Raw genomic sequence first — 19778 nt, 5'->3', positions numbered from 1 at the left:
AGAAGGAGCACACCACCATGTCCCCCGACGACATCCAACGTATTTGCCAAAACCCCGATTTCATTCAGTTGGTACGCCGCAAGCAAAATCTCTACTGGTCGCTGTCGCTGATCATGCTGGTGATCTATTTCGGCTTTGTGCTGCTGGTGGCGTTCTCCCCGGCAACCCTGGGCCAGCCCCTAAGTGAAGGCGTGACCTCGGTGGGCATGCTGGTCGGTGTGCTGGTGGTGTTGGCGGCCTTCGCCCTGACCGGCTTTTACGTATACCGGGCCAACCGGGTCATCGACCCGCTCAACGATAAACTCAAACAGGAGTGCGCCCTGTGAGCCGCCTGAATGTTGGGTTTGTTTTGCCTTTGGTGATGGTCGCGGACCTGGTGCTTGCCGCCGAGGAAACATCACGGCCATTGAACTGGAACGCCATCGGCATGTTCATGGTGTTTGTGCTGTTTACCCTCGGCGTCACGCGCTGGGCCGCCCTGCGCACACGCTCGGCCAGTGATTTCTACACTGCTGGCGGTGGCATGAGCGGTTTCCAGAACGGCCTGGCGATTGCCGGTGACATGATCTCGGCGGCGTCGTTTCTGGGCATCTCGGCGATGATGTTTCTCAACGGCTATGACGGGCTTTTGTACGCGCTGGGCGTATTGGCCGGCTGGCCGATCATCCTGTTCCTGATCGCCGAGCGCCTGCGCAACCTGGGCAAATACACGTTTGCCGACGTGGTCTCGTATCGCCTTGAACAAATGCCAGTACGCCTGACTTCAGCGTTCGGCACCCTGACCGTGGCGTTGATGTACCTGGTGGCGCAGATGGTCGGGGCGGGCAAACTCATTGAATTGCTATTTGGCATCGACTACCTCTACGCGGTGATCCTGGTTGGCGTGCTGATGGTGTTCTACGTGACCTTTGGCGGCATGCTGGCCACCACGTGGGTGCAGATCATCAAGGCGGTGATGTTGCTGTTCGGCACCAGTTTCATGGCCTTTATGGTGCTCAAGCATTTTGGTTTCAGCACCGAAGCGATGTTCGCCCAGGCGAGTGCAGTCCATGCCAAGGGCACCGCAATCATGGCGCCGGGCGGCTTGCTGGCCAACCCTGTCGAGGCCATTTCCCTGGAGCTTGGCTTGATTTTCGGCACCGCTGGCCTGCCGCACATTCTTATGCGTTTTTTCACCGTCAGCGATGCCAAGGAAGCTCGCAAAAGCGTGTTCTACGCCACCGGCTTTATCGGCTACTTCTACCTGTTGCTGATCATCGTCGGCTTTGGCGCCATCGTCATGGTCGGCACGGCCCCGGAGTTCCGTGACGCCAGCGGCGCAATCATCGGCGGCAGCAACATGATCGCCGTGCACCTGGCGCAGGCGGTGGGTGGCAATCTGTTTCTGGGGTTCATTTCGGCGGTGGCTTTCGCCACGATTCTGGCGGTTGTGGCCGGGCTCGCACTGTCGGGGGCCTCAGCGGTGTCCCATGACGTGTATGCCTGCGTCATCCGCAAGGGCCAGGTCAGCGAACAACAGGAAATTCGCGTGTCGCGCATCGCCACCCTGTGCATTGGCGTGCTGGCGATCATCCTCGGCCTGTTGTTTGAATCTCAGAACATTGCCTTCCTCTCCGGCCTGGTGCTGGCAATTGCCGCCTCGGTGAATTTCCCGGTGCTGTTCCTTTCCATGTACTGGAAGGGCCTGACCACCCGCGGTGCCGTACTCGGCAGCCTGTCGGGACTGGTCTCGGCGATTGTGCTGCTGGTGCTCAGCCCGGCGGTGTGGGTCAACGTGTTGCAGCACGACAAGGCGCTGTTCCCGTATTCCAACCCCGCGTTGTTTTCCATGAGCCTGGCGTTTTTCAGCGCGTGGTTCTTTTCCGTGACCGACCGTTCGCCCCGCGCGGTCCTTGAGCGCGGCCGATACCTGGCGCAGTTCATTCGTTCCATGACCGGCATTGGCGCTGCGGGCGCCAGCAAACACTAATCCCATATTTTTAACCCGGAGGAACCGTGATGCCTCACGCCCCTACCCTGCAAAGTTTTATCGCTGGCCGCTGGATCGGCCAACACGGCGCTCAAGTGCTGCGCAGTGCCATCGACGGCCACGAACTGGCGCGCACCCACGAGGAGCGCCTGGACTTTGCCGAAGCCATCGAGCACGGTCGCCATCAAGGTATCAGCGCCCTGCAGGCCCTCGATTTTCAACAGCGCGCACAGCGTCTCAAGGCATTGGCGCTGTACCTGAGCGAGCGCAAAGAGCAGCTCTACGCGCTGTCCCACCACAGTGGCGCGACCCGTGCCGACAGCTGGATTGATATCGAGGGCGGCAACAGCACGCTGTTCACCTATGCCAGCCTCGGCTCGCGCGAACTGCCGTCGGGCAACATCGTGCACGAAGGTCCGGCGATGCCGCTGAGCAAGCTGGGCACGTTCGCGGGCACGCACATTCTGGTGCCCCGCGGCGGCCTGGTGGTGCACATCAATGCCTTCAACTTCCCGATCTGGGGCATGTTAGAAAAATTTGCCCCCAGCTTTCTGGCGGGCATGCCGTGCATTGTCAAACCGGCCAGCGCCACCAGCTACCTGACCGAGGCCGTGGTACGTTTGATGGACGAATCGGGCTTGCTGCCTGCGGGCAGCCTGCAACTGATCATTGGCAGCACCGGTGACTTGCTCGACCGCCTGCAAGGCCAGGATGTGGTGACCTTTACCGGCTCTGCCGACACCGCCGCCAAGCTGCGGGTCAACCCCAACCTTATCCGCCACTCGGTGCCGTTCAACGCCGAAGCAGACTCGCTGAACTGCGCAATTTTGGCCCCGGACGTGAGCCCGGACGATGAAGAGTTCGAGCTGTTCATCAAAGAAGTAGCCCGCGAGATGACCACCAAGGCCGGGCAAAAATGCACCGCCATCCGCCGCGCCATCGTCCCGGCCAAGCACATCGATGCGGTAGCCAGCCGTTTGCGTGATCGATTGCGTAAAGTCGTGGTCGGCGACCCGTCGGTCGAAGGCGTACGCATGGGTGCACTGGCTTCCCATGATCAACACAAAGACGTCAGCGAACGCCTTGAAAGCCTGCTGCAAAGCAGCGACCTGCTGTTCGGTGCCCGCGACGGTTTTGAGCCACGCGGTACAAACGTCAGCCAGGGTGCGTTCTTTGCCCCAACCTTGCTGCAAGCCCGTGACCCACATGCTGAAGGCGGCGCCCATGACATCGAAGCGTTCGGCCCGGTCAGCACCTTGATGGCCTACGACGATCTCGACGAAGCACTGGTACTGGCCGCACGCGGTAAAGGCAGCCTGGTGGCCAGTTTGATCACCAAAGACCCGCACATTGCGGCCAAGGCCATCCCGGTGGCGGCAGCCTGGCACGGCCGTTTGCTGGTGCTTGATCGTGAATCGGCGGCAGAGTCCACCGGCCACGGTTCACCGCTGCCGCAACTCAAGCACGGCGGCCCGGGCCGCGCAGGGGGCGGCGAAGAACTGGGCGGTTTGCGTGCGGTAAAACACTACCTGCAACGCGCCGCCGTGCAGGGCTCGCCGAGCATGCTGGCAGCGGTGACCGGGGAATACGTACGCGGCGCCAAGGTCATCGAAACCGACGTGCACCCGTTCCGCCGGTACTTCCAGGACCTGCAGATCGGCGAGTCACTCCTGACCCACCGGCGCACCGTCACCGAAGCCGACCTGGTGAACTTCGGTTGCCTGTCGGGTGATCACTTCTATATGCACTTTGATGACATCGCCGCCAAAGAATCGCAGTTCGGCAAACGCATTGCCCACGGCTACTTTGTGCTGTCGGCAGCGGCTGGCCTGTTCGTCTCCCCGGCACCCGGCCCGGTACTGGCCAACTACGGGCTGGACACCCTGCGGTTTATCAACCCGGTGGGGATTGGCGACACCATTCAGGCGCGCCTGACCTGCAAGCGCAAGATTGACCAAGGCAAGAAGAGCCCCCAAGGCATCCCGCAAGGGGTAGTGGCGTGGGATGTAGAAGTGACCAACCAACTGGGCGAGCTGGTCGCCAGTTACGATATTTTGACCTTGGTGGTTAAGCGCGAAGCATAAGCACCTTCCACCTGAATCGGTCGAGAACCATACTGCATGCGCCTCAAAGGACTGAACTAAGTCTTTTGGGGCGCATTTTGTTCTGAACTTAAAATGGCAAACCTACACGCGCCTTAACAGGATTGATCCACATGACACACCCCATCTTCCGCCAGGCAGTACCCACTGATGCGGATCGCTGCTTCGAAATCGAAACCCAGGCCTACGAAGGCGACGAAGCCGCCACTCACGCAAAAATCGCCACGCGTATCGGTCAGTATCCAGAAGGCTTCCTGGTGCTGGAACTGGAGGGCGAAATCGCCGGTTTCATCAACAGTGGTTGCGCCCATGAAGTGGTCATGTCTGACGAGTCTTTCAAAGAGCTGATAGGCCACGACCCAGACGCTGCCAATGTCGTAATCATGTCGGTGGTGCTGGATCCGGCCCATCAAGGCAAGGGCCATGCGGGCAAGCTGATGCGCCAATTTGTCGAACATATGCGCGGCATGGGTAAATCCACCATTCACCTGATGTGCAAAGAACAGCACATCGAGCTCTACAAACACTTTGGCTATGTCTACGTGCAGCCTTCACCCTCCGAGCATGGCGGGATGGCGTGGCACGAGATGGTGATGGTGCTGTAGGAGGGACCGTCTTAGACGCCGCGCTGTCGCGCAGCAAACAGACCACTGTAGTCGCTGACGAGGTACGAAGGCTGCGATCGGCTGCGTGCAGCCGTAAAACCATCTACCTCGGCATTCTTGGGTACATATCCATTGCTGCGGCAACGGCCACTTAGGGTTCCGCCCTTACGGCGCGTCACTTTGAAAGCGCAAAGTAACCAAACGCTTTTTGCCCCACCACTCGGTGCCTCGCTGTGGCTCGGCATGCCCTCACCACAGGCCTTGCTTCGTGGGCCCGCCGCGATCGGCCATCCATGGCCGTGTCGCGGCTAACCCGGCGTCCTGCCGTGTTACCCACTGCGCAAAACCTGCGTTCGGCCAGCGTGGTTTAACGGGGCCTCTTAGATCAAGAGCAAAAGCCAGATCAAGATCAAAAGATCGCGAGCAAGCTCGCTCCTACAGGGCCTTTAGAATCAATCAATTTTTTTATTTGATAAGAAAGGCCGCGCCGTCTTGGACGCCGCGCTGTCGCGCAGCAAACAGGCTACCGAGAATCTTCAGCATTCCCCAATCGGTTCCCTCTCCTTCGGGAGAGGGCTAGGGTGAGGGGGCTCTTGATTTGAGTACATATCCATTGCTGCGGCAACGGCCACGTAGGGTTCCGGCCTTACGCCGTGCCACTTTGAAAAGCGCAAAGTAACCAAACGCTTTTTGCCCCAACCCCTCGGTGCCTCGCTGTGGCTCGGCATGCCCTCACCACAGGTCAGCGTGGTTTAACGGGGCCTCTTAGATCAAGATCAAAAGCCAGATCAAGATCAACAGATCGTGAGGCAAGCTCGCTCCTACAGAGCCTTTAGAGTCAATTACTTATTTTATGTTTGATAAAAGCGAGCTTGCCTCACGGTCTTTTGATCTTGAGCTGTTCGCAAGTTTTAACCTCGCTGTCACACAAATCGCCATGACTTGACCGTAACGTGTCGTCGACATTGTCACGGCCTGCTTCCCCTCCCCATGCTGAAAACCACTCATAAAACCAAAAAACTGACACACATGTCAGTTTTTTTCAGTTTGAGCCAGCAACTCACCTACATCCTGCGCCCCAAAACAAAACCCTTAAAATCACGTTAAAACCATTAAAAAACCGCGACTTACACAGCGACTTTACAGAAACAACACACATCCAGAGCTTTCGTAACAAAATAATATTGCTGAAATCAAAATGAAACACCGCTCCCCTACTCTCCAACCTGTCACTTGAGACAGGTTCGACAGCTACTGTGCCCTGGCTAACCACAAGTGAGAATCTGAATGGGCGATCAGCTGTGTGATCCCCTCTGTGGACTGGAGTACACGTGATGCGAAGCTGGGAAGAACCTAAGAAAAAGCGCCTGCATATCGAGATCATTCCGATGATCGACGTGATGATGTTTCTGCTGGTGTTTTTCGTATTGATCAGTCTCAACGTGATCCCTGCGCTGGGGATCAAGACTCAGTTGCCAGGCGCTGCACACGCGCAACAACTCAAGCCGCAAAACAAGGCTGTGATTACCCTGGGCCTGGACGACCGCCTGCAACTGGACGGCAAGGACCTGGACCAGACCGAACTGGTGGTACAGCTCAAGGCCATGGAAAACCCTGAGCAGAAGATGGTGATCATCCTCAACAGCGATGAGGGTGTTGAAGTAGCGCGTTTGGTGAGCGTGATGGACGTGCTCAAAAGCAGCGGTTTCTCCTCCGTTTCCATCGCGACCCGGAAGCTCTAAGTCATGTCGGTTCTTTTCAAATCCCGCAAAGCAATCGCCTGTCTTCCAGCGATTTGCCTGCTGGCGGTGGCTATTCATAGCGCCACACACACAACCTTGAAGATCACGCCGAAGTACGACGATACAACCGTCGAAATCGCCTTGATCGATCCTGAGGAATTGCTCCCGCCGCCACCTGAGCCCGAGCCTGAGCCAGTGGTTGAACAACCGCCACCGCCGCCGGAAATCGAAGAAGCCGAAGCGCAAATCGAAGAGCCGCCACCACCGCCACCCAAGCCCAAGCCGCCGGCACCAAAACCGCCGCCGCCCAAGCCCAAGCCCAAGCCACAAGTGGTCAAGGCCGCACCGACACCGCCCAAACCTCAACCCGTGGTGCAGGCACCGGCCCCCGCTCCGGCAGCAGCACCGCCAGCGGCAGCCCCGGTGGCCAGACCTGTTGCGCAAGTGCCACACACCAACCCGGCAGACCAGGAGAGCCGCTACACCGCTCGCCTGCTGGCCGAGTTAGAGAGATACAAGCAATACCCGCGAGGTCGCGAAGCTTCATTACAACGCCCGGAAGGCAATGTGGTGGTGTGGTTGCTGATTGACCGAAGCGGCAAGGTGCTCGATTCGGGCATTGAAAAGAAGGCGGCAAACATGTTGCTCAATCGGGCAGCACAAACAAGTTTGAAACGTCTCGACCAAGTTGTGCCTTTTCCCGACAACACTTTTTCGGGCAAGGATAAATACCGCTTTAGCGCCACGCTTGTATACAACATTGAGCAATAACTAAAACCACTTCTGCTCCACTCATGATGTTCAAGAGGAAAGCGTTTTGAAACTCAATACTTTATTTGCAACGTTGCTGGCCGTTGGGGTTGGCGGCTGGACTTTTTCTGCGCTCGCGCAAGATTCAGTTGATATAGGCGACGTTAAAGTAACCGGCCAAAGTCTGGGCAATGGCCATATGGTTCAGGAAGACTCGGCCAAGGCACGCTCAACGGTAACCAAAGAGGCGATGGACGAAATGGCGCCCACTGCCAACGCCCTCGACAAACTCAAATACACGCCCGGCATCAACGTGTCCAGCACCGACGCCTCGGGCCTTAGCGGCACCAGCTTCACCATGCGCGGCATGAACTCCGATCAGGTCGGCGTCTCGGCTGACGGCATCCCGATCAACGACTCGGGTGACTACTCGATCTATCCAAACTTGCTCGGCGACCCTGAGAACTTCAGTGAAATATTCGCCACTCAAGGTTCTTCGGAAATTGACGGCCCGCATATTGGTTCCAGTGGTGGCAACATCGGCCTGGTGACCCTGCGCCCGACGAAAGACTTTGGTGTTTTCGTTAAACAGGCGGTGGGTTCCAACAGCCTCGACAAATCGTTTGTGCGTATTAACACCGGCGACATCAACGGATTTAAAACCTATATATCGGCGTCGCACACCGAAGGTGATAAGTGGCGCGGTAAAGGTGTTGTACGCGCAGACAAAGTTGAATGGAACACCTTGTTTGAAGACGGCAATGGCAACTCGACCAACGCCATCATTAAATACAACCGCCAGGACAACTATAACTACAACACGCTGAGCAAGGCGCAGTTCGAGAAGTCGGGTCGCAGCCTTGATTACGCAGAAAACCCGATCTACAACAGCAGCGGCAAGTTGACCTCGTATTACAAGATCAACCGTAACCCGTTTGAAAACGTGTCCGCCACACTGACCCAGCGTTTCCAGTTGCGCGACGACCTGTCACTGTCCATTGCGCCTTACTACATGTGGGCCAACGGCGGCAGCTTCAGCGGCCAGACTGCGTCCGCCTTGTCATCCACCAGCAGTAAAGCCGGCAACTACGACCTCAAGGGCCTGCCGTATGACACCTACTACCGCCCTTCCTGGACCGAAACCTGGCGTACAGGTATCTACAACAAGCTGAAATGGGACATGAACGAGTCCCACAGCATCGACCTAGGCTACTGGTACGAGCGCGCCCGTCAGCGCCAGACCCAGCCATTTATCAGCATCGATGCCAACGGCGCGCCAAGCGACATCTGGGGCGATTACAACTCGGGCAACCAGGTTAAAGACAACAATGGCGTGACCGTACAGGGCCGCCATCAGTACACCGTTACCCCGGCGCAGAAACTCTCGCTGCAAGACACCTGGATCGTGACACCCGACCTGACCCTGGTCGGTGGCCTTGCCTACCAGTACGTCGAGCGTGACGGTAACAACCTCGGCGACCTGTACAACAAGCCTGAAAAGCGTGACGCCAAGTACCACCAGTTCTTGCCGAACTTCAGCGCCCGCTACCAGATCAACGAGCAGAACCAGGCGTTCTATAACATCACCCGCAACATGCGTACCCCGCCTAACTACGTGCTGTACAACGTCGGCGACTCGATCAGCACCAAGCCTGAGCTGAGCTGGAACCAGGAACTGGGCTGGCGCTTCACCAAGGACGACATGGCGTTGAGCGCAACGCTGTTCCACATCTCGTACCGCGACCGTCAGTTGTCAACCACCAACTCGGATGGCGACTACGAAATGCTCAACGTCGGCAGTGTGGTCAACAAAGGTCTGGAACTGGAGTGGAGCGGCCTGCTGCCCTACAACTTCAACTACTACACCTCGTACACCTACACCGATTCCGAGCAGAAAGACGACATCTCGATCCGCAACAAAAACCTGCCGACCGCGGGCAAGCAACTGGCCAACGTGCCGAAAAACATGCTTAACGCCAGCATCGGTTGGGACAACAAACGCTACTACGCCAACATCGCCGGCAAATACGTCGGCAGCTACTACGGCGACTTGACCAACGACCAGGAAATCGCTGGCCGTACCACTGTTGACCTGAGCGCCGGTGTGCGCCTGCCGGTCGACAAAAAGATCTTCAAATCTGCCGCCATTCGCGTCTCGATGCTCAACGTCTTCGACAAGGAATACCTGTCGTCGGCACGTACCGTGGTGCTCAACGCCGCGCCGGTTAACGGTCTGAACGCTGCAACGCCGTATTACAACGTCGGTGAAGAACGTACTGCCATGGTTTCGTTTGAAGCCAACTTCTAACCCTTGATTTGACCTGTAACCAGGCCCGGCTAAACAGCGGGCCTGAGCTGTACCCACCCATAGGAAGAACCTGATGAACATGAATCTGCTGCACGATCTCACTTTCTACGTCATGTACGGCGCTGCTGCGCTGGCCGCCTTTGTCGTCGTTGAACGTTGCATCTTTTTCAGCTACTCCCTGCGCAAGGCCCGCCAACTGGTCCCGGCCATCAGCGGTAAAGTGCGCAGTGTCGATGACCTGCCAGCAGCCTTGACCCAACGTGACAGCCTGCCACTGCAATTGCTCTCGCAGATTTACGACGGCCGTCGCCAACTGCACTCGCACCAGGAACTCGAAGACCTCGGCCAGGCCATTTATATCTCCATGCGCGGCAAGCTGTCCCACAGCCTGTGGATCCTCGAAGCCGTCGTCGCCGGCGCACCGCTGCTGGGCTTGCTCGGCACCATCATGGGCATTATCGACACTTTCAAAGCCCTGGCCGAAGCCGGTGTTTCCGACCCGGGTGAAGTGTCCCGCGGTATCGGTACTGCGCTGTACGCCACCGCGCTAGGTATCGCCATTGCACTGGTGGGCATGGTCTTCAACAGCCACCTGCAAGATCGCCTGGAACTGATCAACGACAACCTGAAAATGCTTCTGCTGCGCGCAGGCCTGGGCACTCAATACGTCGCCTCCCCTACACCTGCCGCCTCGCTGGCCGGCCAGCCACGTACCGCCTGAGCCAAGCCAAGGAGCCCCCATGTCGAATGTATTCTCGCGCCTGTGCCAGGCCAGCCTGATTCTGCCGCTGGCCCTGGCAATAGCCGCCTGTAACCCGCCCGGCAAAACGGTCGAGGTCAACATTGCTGCCATCAACGACTTCCACGGCAACCTCGCACCCAACCCGTTCACCTACGCCGATGCCTCGGCGCCGGGTGGCAAGGTGACGATGCAGGCGGGCGGTATCAACGCCCTCAGCGGTGTGGTCAGCGAATTGCGCAAAAAAGACCCGCAAACGCTGTTGGTCGGCGCCGGGGACATGATTGGGGCCAGCCCGCCGATGTCTGCCATGTGGGCCGACGAGCCGACGTTGACGGCTCTCGGCACCCTGGGGCTGAAGTTCAGCGTGATCGGCAACCATGAACTGGATCAGGGCACGATCGAGTTGCAACGCCAGATCAACGGCGGCTGCGACTCACCGCGCCCGGAAAAGGCCTGCCTGTACAGCAAGGATTACAAAGGCACGCGCTTCCCCTATGTGGCAGCCAACCTGATGGACGCACAAACCGGCAAGACGCTCTTTCCGGCTTACCAGATTGAAGAAGCCAACGGCGCGAAAATCGCGTTCGTCGGCGCCGTGCTGCGCAATGTGTCGACCTATGTCAGCACCCAAAGCATGAACGGCCTGTACACCATCGATGAAGCCGAAGCGGCCAACGCGCTGCTGCCAGAACTGCACAAGCAAGGCGTGGATGCGGTGATCATGGTGATTCACCAAGGCGGCGAAACCGCCGAATCCTTCGACAAAACCGATTGCAGCCAGCTCAAGGGCGACATCCTCGACGTGACCAACCGTCTGGCCCCGGAAATCAAAGTGGTGATCACTGCGCACACACACCAGGGCTACATGTGCCGCCTGGGCGACAAACTCATCACCCAGGCCAGCTCGTACGGGCGTCTGGTCACGCACCTGAACCTGAAGATCGACACCGGCAAGCACCAGTTGCTGGATGCCAAGGCCGAAAACATTGTGGTCGATCCCAAGCGCTACCAGCCGATGCCAGAAATCGCCGCGCAACAGGCCGAAGTCGAAGCCCGCAGCCATGAGCAACTGAACAAGCCCATCGCGCGCATGGCCGCGACAGAAGTCAAACGCACCCTCAATGCCGCAGGCGAGTCCGCCATGGGCGACCTGGTGTCCGATGCGCAATTGCATGCCACCCGCTCGCTGGGTGCGCAAGTGGCGTTCATCAACCTCGGCGGAATCCGTACCGACCTGATTCTCGACCCGGGCCAGGACCAACTCAGCTACAGCCAGGTGGCCTCGGTCCAGCCCTTCAACAACACCCTGAACATCCTCACCCTGACCGGCGCACAGCTGAAACAACTGCTGGAACAACAGTGGCAAAACAACGGTTTCGGCTTTTACCCGTTGCAACCGTCGTCTTCGCTGACCTACAGCTGGGATGCCAGCAAACCTCAAGGTGACCGGGTACTGGCCAACAGCATGAAAATTGACGGTGTGCCGGTGATTGCCGACTACCCGTACCAAGTCACGGTCAACTCGTTTATGGCCGGCGGCGGCGATAACTTCACTGTATTCAAGGACGCCAGCGAACGTCTGGACACCGGTCTCAATGACCTCAATGCGTTGATCGACTACCTGCAAGTCAACGACCGCGCCGGTAACCCGGTGGGCGAACACACTCCCGCGCAGCGCATTCACAAGGTCGACGATGCATTGGCCAAGAGTGCCCAGCGATGAGCCGCACGGCCCAAGCGCAAGCACTTTACGAGCGCCTGCTGCCCGAGGCCATTGCGGCCTCGAAAGCCGCCTGGTGCCCGCACTCGGACTTCCCTGTCGGGGCCGCGTTGCTGACCGCGGATGATCAGATCATCCGCGGCTGCAACGTCGAAAACGTCTCGTACGGGCTGACCAACTGCGCTGAACGCAGTGCACTGTTCAGCGCGATCGCCCAGGGGCATGCCCCCGGCAGCTTCAAAGCAATGCTGGTGTATGCCCCCAAAGTGGCGCTGATTTCCCCCTGCGGCGCCTGCCGTCAGGTCATGCACGAACTCATGCTTGCTCACTGCCCGGTGTTTTGCGTCGGGCATCAAGAATCGGCCAGCCGCGACTGGACCATCGAGCAACTGTTACCCGGCGCTTTCCGTTTTTAACGACCCACTGCCCTGCCCGCCGCAGCACCCGACAGAGGTGCAGGCGATTTTGATGCTTTACACATGGGAATGCAGTCATGAGCTTCATTGGTGTAGGTGTATTGATCCTTCTGGCGGTCTTGCTCTCCAGCAACCGCCGGGCGATCAAGTTACAAACAGTGGGCGGAGCCTTTTTACTGCAAGCAGGTGTCGGTGCATTCGCGCTGTACGTGCCATGGGGGCAGACCACCTTGGCGGCCATTTCCAACACCGTTTCGTCGCTGCAGGACTATGCCAACGAAGGGATCAGCTTTCTCTTCGGGCCACTGGCCAGCGAGAAGATGTTCGAGGTGTTCGGCCATCAAGGGTTTGTCTTTGCGATCAAGGTGTTGCCGCTGATTGTGTTTTTCAGCAGCTTCATTGCCATTCTTTACTACCTGGGCGTGATGAACGTAATCATCCGGGTGATCGGTGGCGCGTTGCACCGCATCTTGGGCACCAGCCGCACCGAGTCGATGTCGGCCACCGCCAACATCTTTGTCGGGCAGTCCGAAGCGCCGATGGTGGTGCGCCCGTTTCTGGCCAGCATGACCCGCAGCGAACTGTTCGCGGTGATGGCGGGCGGTCTGGCCTCGGTGGCCGGCTCTGTATTGATCGGCTACGCCAGCCTCGGCATCGAGCTTAAATACCTGATCGCTGCCAGCTTTATGGCCGCCCCCGGCGGGCTGCTGATGGCCAAGCTGATGGAGCCTGAAACCCACCTGCCCCATGACGACCCGAGCTGCGTTGAGGTCTACCCCGAGGACAAACCGGCCAACGTCATCGACGCTGCGGCACTGGGCGTCAGCAACGGCCTGCACCTGGCACTCAACGTCGGCGCCATGCTGCTGGCCTTTATCGCCCTGATCGCCATGCTCAACGGCATTCTCGGCTGGTGCGGCGCCTGGTTCGGCCTACCGCACCTGAGCATGCAACTGATCCTCGGTCACCTGTTTGCGCCGCTGGCCTTTCTGATTGGCGTGCCATGGAGCGAAGCCACGATTGCGGGCGGGTTTATCGGTGAAAAACTGGTGCTCAACGAGTTTGTTGCTTACGTCGACTTCGCGGCTTACATCGATCCGGTGCAAGCGGCAAGCAAAGGCGTCAGCGTGTTGTCGGCCCACACGCAAGTTATCGTGACCTTTGCCCTGTGCGGTTTTGCCAACCTCTCATCGATCGGCATCATCCTCGGCGGCCTGGGGGTCATGGCCCCCTCCCGTCGCAAGGATCTCGCCCGCATGGGCCTGCGCGCCGTCACCGCCGGGACATTGTCTAACCTTATGAGTGCAGCACTGGCCGGCGTGTTTATTTCACTGTGAAACGCCCCTTATTACCCCAACAGGCGCCCGCCACTGACCGGGCGCCCTTGAAAGATCGAAGAACCGACATGAATGACACCGAACTCCAACTGGCACGTCGAGTCATCGCCCTGCTGGACCTTACCTCACTCAACGCCGACGACACCGATGCCAGCATTCAGGCGCTGTGCCGCAAGGCCCTGACCCCGGTCGGGCCTGTCGCCGCAGTGTGTGTCTACCCGCAGTTTGTCCGTTTGGCGCGCAGCACCCTGAATACCCTGGGTGGCGACTCAATCCAGGTGGCCACTGTGTGCAACTTCCCCGAAGGCGATGCGCCGCTGGCCGAGGTGCTTGAGCAAATTCGCCAGGCACTGGCAGACGGGGCCAACGAAATCGATGTGGTTTACCCGTACCGCGCCCTGATTGGCGGCGACGAACAACGCGGGCGCGAGCTGGTCGCCGCCTGCAAAGCGCTGTGCGAAGGCCGCGCGGTGCTCAAAGTGATCCTCGAAACCGGCGAACTCAACGCCTTGCTGATCCGCCGGGCGAGCATCGACGCCATCGAAGCCGGTGCCGACTTTATCAAGACCAGCACCGGCAAAGTGAAGGTCAACGCCACCCCTGAAGCGGCTGAATTGATGCTGCATGTGATCGCCAAAACCAACCCGAACGTCGGCTTCAAGCCCGCAGGCGGCATGCGCATGCTGGGCGACGCAGCGGTGTACCTGTGGTTGGCCGAACACACGCTTGGCAAAGCCTGGGTCATGCCGCGCCACTTGCGCTTTGGCGCCTCCAGCCTGCTCGACAACACGCTTGAACTCATCGGCCTGAGTGCCGACACCCCAGCGCAAGGAGCGTACTGATGAACTGGTTGCCACAAGAAGTCATTCGCCGCAAAAGCGCAGGCCTGACCCTCAGCGACAGCGATATCCAGCGCTTTGTTCGTGGTATCACCGACAACAGCATCGGCGAAGGCCAGATCGCCGCCTTCGCCATGGCCGTGATGCTCAAGGGCATGACGGTGCAGGAACGCGTCGCCCTGGCGCTGGCCATGCGCGACTCAGGGCAAGTCATGAGCTGGAACCTGCCGGGCCCAGTGGTCGACAAACACTCCACCGGCGGGGTCGGTGACATGGTCAGCCTGCCGCTGGCACCTTTGCTGGCCGCCTGCGGCTGTTACGTGCCGATGATCTCCGGGCGCGGGCTGGGCCACACCGGTGGCACCCTCGACAAACTCGACAGCATCCCCGGCTACAACAGCCTGCCCTCGCCTGAGCGTTTGCAAGCCATCGTCGCTGACGTGGGTTGCGCGATCATTGGCCAGACTGGTGATCTGGCCCCGGCCGACAAGCGCCTGTACTCGATTCGCGACGTGACCGCGACCGTCGAATCCATCGACCTGATCACCGCCTCGATCCTCAGCAAAAAGCTCGCGGCGGGGCTCGATGTGTTGCTGATCGACGTCAAAGTGGGCAACGGCGCGTTTATGTCCACCGCCGACAACGCCGTGGCCCTGGCCGACTCGCTGGTGTCCGGGGCCAACGGGGCCGGGGTCAAGACCCGCGCCCTGATCACCGACATGAACCAGCCGCTGGCGCGCTCGGCGGGCAACGCGCTGGAGGTCGAAGAAGCGATTGCCCTGTTGCGCGGTGAAGTGCGCAGCGAACGCTTGTGGGAAGTAACCCTGGCGCTGGCCACCCAAGTGCTGCTCTGTGCAGGCCTGGCCAGCAGTGCCGAACAGGCCCGTGAGCACTTGCTCGACGCCTGGCGCAGCGGTGAAGCCCTGCGCCGCTTCTCACGTATGGTCGAAGCACTCGGTGGCCCGGCCGATCTGGTCGATCACCCGCAGGCCTACCTGGCTTCAGCCGAGGTAGTGATCCCGGTCTGCGCCCCGGTGTCGGGTGTGGTCAACAGCATTGATACCCGGGCCATCGGCATTTGCGTGGTGTCTCTGGGCGGCGGCCGCCTGCACCCGCAAGACCGCATCGACCCGAGCGTCGGCCTCAGCCAGTTGAAGCTCCCCGGCGAACACGTTGAGGCGGGTCAACCGTTGGCCATGGTGCATGCCAGCAACCCGTTCAAGGCCGAGCAAGCCACCAAGGCCGTGCTTGCGGCCTATACCATCACCGAGCACACAGACAGCGCCTCGCCGTTGATCGTGCAGCTGTTGATGGAGGCTTCATGAGCCGGGCACTGCTGCTGGTGCTCGACTCTTTCGGGATTGGCGCTAGCGCCGATGCGGACACCTTTGGTGACAGCGGGGCCAACACCTTGCTGCATATCGCCCAGGCCTGCGCCCGTGGCGAAGCCGACACCCCACAACGCCAAGGGCCGCTGCACCTGCCCAACCTGGCCCGCCTCGGGCTGGGGCATGCCGCTGCATTAAGCGCCGGGGTATTCCCGCCCGGCCTGCCAGCCGAGAGTCAGGTCGAGGGCGCCTACGGCTACGCCCGTGAGCTATCCAGCGGCAAAGACACACCGTCCGGGCACTGGGAAATGGCCGGTGTGCCGGTGCTGTTTGAATGGGGTTACTTTTCCGAACAGCAAAACAGCTTCCCGCCCGAATTGCTGGAGGCTTTGATCGCACGGGGCAATCTGCCGGGCATTCTCGGCAACTGCCACGCCTCCGGCACCACTATCCTTGAGCAATTGGGCGACGAGCATCGGCGCAGCGGCAAACCGATTCTCTACACCTCGGCCGACAGCGTGTTGCAAATCGCCGCCCACGAGGACGACTTTGGTCTTGAGCGGTTGCTGGCCCTGTGCGAAATCGCCCGTGAATTGTGCGATGCGTACACCATCGGCCGGGTCATCGCCCGGCCCTTCAAAGGTGATAGCCCGAGCACCTACGTGCGCACGGGCAACCGCCATGACTACACCGTGCCGCCGCCCGCCCCGACCGTACTTGACCGCATGTGCGAAGCCGGTGGCCAGGTTTTTGCCGTGGGCAAGATCGGCGATATTTTTGCCCACCGTGGCATCAGCCGCTTGTACAAGGCCGACGGTAACGATGCGCTGTTCGACGCCACCCTCAGCGCGCTGGACGAAGCCCCGGACCACACGTTGATTTTCAGCAACTTTGTCGACTTCGACATGCTCTACGGCCATCGCCGTGACATTCCCGGCTATGCCGCAGCGCTGGAGGCCTTCGACCGGCGCCTGCCCGAGTTGCTCGCGCAGATGCGCCCTGACGATCTGCTGCTGCTTGGTGCCGACCATGGCTGCGACCCCAGCTTTGCCGGCAGCGATCACACCCGCGAACACATTCCCGTGTTGGCCTGGGGCGCAGGCATTACGCCTGGCAGCCTCGGCGAACGCGACAGTTTTGCCGATTTTGGCCAGACCCTGGCTGATTTCTTCAGGCTACCGCCATGCTCCCATGGGCGGTCTTTTCTTCACAAAACACCGGCGCGAGGCAACTGATCATGGCCACTGTGCACATCAACGCCGAACCTGGCGCCTTTGCAGACACCGTGCTGATGCCCGGCGACCCGCTGCGCGCCAAGATGCTCGCTGACACCTACCTGAGCGACGTGGTGCAGGTTAACGGCGTGCGCAACATGCTGGCTTACACCGGCCGCTTTAACGGCCAGCGGATTTCGGTGATGGGCTCCGGCATGGGCATCCCTTCGGTGTCCATCTATGCCCATGAACTGTTCAGCCAGTTTGGCGTGGAGCAGATCATCCGCGTCGGCAGCTGCGGCTCGGTGCAGCCCCACGTCCAGCTCAGCGAGCTGATCATCGCCATGGGCGCCTGCACCGACTCCAACGTCAACCGCAAACGTCTGGCCGGCCATGATTTTGCCGCCATCTGCGATTACCGCCTGCTTGAGCGCGTGGTGCGTCAGGCCGACAGGCAAAAATTGCCGGTACACATCGGCAATATTTTTTCCGCCGACCTGTTCTACGAACCTGAGACCGGGCTGTTTGAACGCATGCAAAAAATGGGCTTGCTGGCCGTTGAAATGGAAGCCGCCGGGCTGTATGGCGTTGCCGCCGAACTGGGGAAAAAAGCCCTGACCGTACTCACCGTCAGCGACCACATCCTCACCGGCGACAGGCTCAGCGCCCAACAACGCCAGGACGACTTCCACGCCATGATGCAATTGAGCCTGGAGGCGCTGACCACTCCGTAACCCCTGACGCTTAAGACCAAAATTCCCCTACTTGCCTGGATCGATCCACCATGAAATTCCTCCGTGCCCCTATCGCCATTGCGCTGAGCGTCCTGTGCCTGAGCGCCTGCACCCCCCATCACAGCGCCGACACGGCGCGGGTGTCGCTGATGACCTATAACGTCGAAAACCTCTTCGATACCGTGCACGACGAGGGCAAGGACGACTACGCCTACCTGCCCCTGAGCGTCAAACAGGCCCACCCGGAATACCTCGCCACCTGCACCAAAATTGACGTGGCGGCGTGGCGCAAGGAATGTGAAGAAAACGACTGGACCGACGCCCTGCTCAACGAAAAACTCAAACGCCTGAGCGCCGTCATCCAGCAGATCAACCAGGGCCGCGGCCCGGACATCCTGATGCTCGACGAAGTTGAAAACATCAACGTGATTGAGCAGCTCAACAGCCACCTCGGCAAGTCGGACTACAAAACCCGTGTGCTGATCGAAGGTTGGGATGCGCGGGGTATCGACACCGCTGTGCTCAGCCGTCTACCGCAATGGGACAAGGCCCGCCTGCACCGCGTGCCGTACAAAGCCGTGGGCAACGAAGACCAGGAACGCGTGAGCAAAACCCGCGGCATCCTTGAAGTGCGCTTGTTGCTGCCGGGTGGCCAAAAAGCCGCCGTGTTCGCCGTGCACCTGCCATCTGGCGGCGCTCCGGGCTACCTGCGCCAGCAAGCCGTGGCGTATCTGGCACACCTGAAAAGCGAACTGCCAAGCGATGTCCTGCCCATTGTCGGCGGTGACTTCAACATCAATGCCGGGGAAGAAAAACAGAACGGCTACATCGCCAAAGACCTGGCCAGCACCTGGGCAGTCTCGCAATTCATTGGCTGCAATGACTGCAAAGGCAGCTACTACTACCACACCAAGCGCGAGTGGTCGTTCTTCGACATGCTGCTGTTTCCCAAGCAAATGACCACGGCGGGCGGCTTCAATGGCTGGCAGGTTGACCCGGCAAGCATCCGGTTGGCCAACCATAGCCCGTACCAGGTCAATCGCTGGGGCAGCCCGGCACGTTTTGACAGTGCCCGGCATGCCGAAGGCGTGTCTGACCACTGGCCGCTGTACGCAGAAATCTTCCGCCCTGCGCCTTGAAAAAGCGGGCCGGTCGGCCGTCTGTTCAGGCGGCCGACCTGATTTTTGTAAATGATTTGAACTATGCTACGCACGCATAGGCCCGAGCTGCTCCTTCGCCCGAATATGGAATTCGATGACCAATCCTAAAGTTAAAATCCGCCGAAAAAACGTCGAAAAAATCCTTTTAGCCGCGGAGAAAATTTTTGCCGAACAAGGCTATGCCGGGACCAAAATGGCCGACATTGCCCTGCATGCCGAACTGCCACGCTCCAACCTGCATTACTACTTCACCACCAAGGAAGACCTCTACCGCGAGGTGCTGGTTAACCTGCTCGGCACTTGGGATCTGGAAGGCGACTGCTTTGTGCAGTTCGACGACCCGCGCGTGGTACTGACCAGCTACGTGATGAAAAAAATGACCCACTCGCGTTTGCGCCCCCACGGTTCAAAACTCTGGGCCAACGAGATCATGCGCGGTGCGCCACTGTTTCAGGACATGCTTGAAGAACACATGTCCAAGGGCGCCAAATTCATGGAAGAGAAGATCCGCCAGTGGGTTGAAGAAAAACGCATCAACCCGGTCGAGCCCTCTGCCCTGCTGTACATGATCTGGGCCTCGACCCAGCACTACGCGGACTTCGACTACCAGGTCAACGTGCTCAACGGCCACCAGCCGCTGTCAGACCAACAGTTCGACCAAGCGGTACAAACCATCACCACGGTCATCCTGCGCGGCATCGGGCTGGAGCCGTAGATCGCTGGGCTGCCCTTGCCCCCCTTGTAGGAGCGAGCTTGCCTCGCGATCTTTTGATCTTTGAAAAGATCGCGAGGCAAGCTCGCTCCTACACATA

The 19778-nt window shown here is 59.5% G+C and carries 17 protein-coding genes; all 17 read left to right on the top strand.

Going from position 1 to position 19778, the window contains the following annotated elements; all coding sequences use genetic code 11:
* The first annotated feature begins 17 nt into the window (after positions 1–17).
* The 17 genes from TU84_RS21635 (at position 18) to TU84_RS21555 (ending at position 19681) form a co-directional block, all read left to right on the top strand.
* Positions 18–326, top strand: coding sequence for a DUF485 domain-containing protein (locus tag TU84_RS21635; RefSeq protein WP_048372733.1), 309 nt, complete (start codon positions 18–20; stop codon positions 324–326).
* Positions 323–1969 (top strand): cation acetate symporter, encoded by a 1647-nt coding sequence (locus TU84_RS21630; protein ID WP_048372732.1) that lies wholly within the window; start codon positions 323–325, stop codon positions 1967–1969. Before TU84_RS21635 ends, TU84_RS21630 begins: the two co-directional genes overlap by 4 nt.
* 29 nt (positions 1970–1998) lie before the next feature.
* Positions 1999–4053: a phenylacetic acid degradation bifunctional protein PaaZ gene (paaZ, locus tag TU84_RS21625; RefSeq protein WP_048372731.1), complete on the top strand. Its 2055-nt coding sequence runs from the start codon at positions 1999–2001 to the stop codon at positions 4051–4053.
* Between the two features lie 131 nt (positions 4054–4184).
* A complete protein-coding gene (locus tag TU84_RS21620) occupies positions 4185–4676 on the top strand; it encodes a GNAT family N-acetyltransferase (RefSeq protein WP_048372730.1) in 492 nt (163 codons plus the stop codon).
* A 1334-nt stretch (positions 4677–6010) separates the two neighbouring features.
* Positions 6011–6418: an ExbD/TolR family protein gene (locus tag TU84_RS21615; protein WP_048372729.1), complete on the top strand. Its 408-nt coding sequence runs from the start codon at positions 6011–6013 to the stop codon at positions 6416–6418.
* Positions 6419–6421: 3 nt separating this feature from the next.
* Positions 6422–7189, top strand: a complete 768-nt coding sequence (locus tag TU84_RS21610; protein WP_048372728.1) for an energy transducer TonB family protein — start codon at positions 6422–6424, stop codon at positions 7187–7189.
* Between the two features lie 46 nt (positions 7190–7235).
* Entirely contained in the window at positions 7236–9476 is a 2241-nt protein-coding gene (locus TU84_RS21605) for a TonB-dependent receptor family protein (protein ID WP_048372727.1), read from the top strand.
* A gap of 73 nt (positions 9477–9549) precedes the next feature.
* Complete coding sequence (locus TU84_RS21600; RefSeq protein ID WP_048372726.1) at positions 9550–10197, top strand: MotA/TolQ/ExbB proton channel family protein; 648 nt, start codon at positions 9550–9552, stop codon at positions 10195–10197.
* 19 nt (positions 10198–10216) lie between these two features.
* Positions 10217–11941 carry a bifunctional metallophosphatase/5'-nucleotidase gene (locus TU84_RS21595; RefSeq protein ID WP_053225288.1) on the top strand — a complete coding sequence of 575 codons (1725 nt, stop codon included), beginning with the start codon at positions 10217–10219 and terminating at the stop codon, positions 11939–11941.
* The gene (locus TU84_RS21590) at positions 11938–12354 is read left to right on the top strand and encodes a cytidine deaminase (RefSeq protein WP_048372724.1); all 417 of its coding nucleotides are present in this window, start codon (positions 11938–11940) and stop codon (positions 12352–12354) included. The genes TU84_RS21595 and TU84_RS21590 overlap by 4 nt, the downstream gene beginning before the upstream one ends.
* 77 nt (positions 12355–12431) lie before the next feature.
* A complete protein-coding gene (locus tag TU84_RS21585) occupies positions 12432–13691 on the top strand; it encodes a NupC/NupG family nucleoside CNT transporter (protein WP_048372721.1) in 1260 nt (419 codons plus the stop codon).
* Between the two features lie 68 nt (positions 13692–13759).
* Positions 13760–14533, top strand: a complete 774-nt coding sequence (deoC, locus tag TU84_RS21580; protein WP_048372719.1) for a deoxyribose-phosphate aldolase — start codon at positions 13760–13762, stop codon at positions 14531–14533.
* A complete protein-coding gene (gene deoA / locus TU84_RS21575) occupies positions 14533–15855 on the top strand; it encodes a thymidine phosphorylase (protein WP_048372717.1) in 1323 nt (440 codons plus the stop codon). Before deoC ends, deoA begins: the two co-directional genes overlap by 1 nt.
* Complete coding sequence (locus TU84_RS21570) at positions 15852–17093, top strand: phosphopentomutase (RefSeq protein WP_048372715.1); 1242 nt, start codon at positions 15852–15854, stop codon at positions 17091–17093. The genes deoA and TU84_RS21570 overlap by 4 nt, the downstream gene beginning before the upstream one ends.
* Positions 17094–17095: 2 nt before the next feature.
* Positions 17096–17806: a purine-nucleoside phosphorylase gene (deoD, locus tag TU84_RS21565; RefSeq protein ID WP_048372714.1), complete on the top strand. Its 711-nt coding sequence runs from the start codon at positions 17096–17098 to the stop codon at positions 17804–17806.
* Positions 17807–17856: 50 nt separating this feature from the next.
* Positions 17857–18945: an endonuclease/exonuclease/phosphatase family protein gene (locus tag TU84_RS21560; protein ID WP_048372713.1), complete on the top strand. Its 1089-nt coding sequence runs from the start codon at positions 17857–17859 to the stop codon at positions 18943–18945.
* Positions 18946–19060: 115 nt separating this feature from the next.
* Positions 19061–19681 (top strand): TetR/AcrR family transcriptional regulator, encoded by a 621-nt coding sequence (locus tag TU84_RS21555; protein ID WP_048372709.1) that lies wholly within the window; start codon positions 19061–19063, stop codon positions 19679–19681.
* The last annotated feature ends 97 nt before the right edge of the window (positions 19682–19778 follow it).

Source organism: Pseudomonas helleri (assembly GCF_001043025.1).
Classification (GTDB): Bacteria; Pseudomonadota; Gammaproteobacteria; order Pseudomonadales; family Pseudomonadaceae; genus Aquipseudomonas; species Aquipseudomonas helleri.
This window is presented reverse-complemented; position numbering and strand designations above follow the sequence as displayed.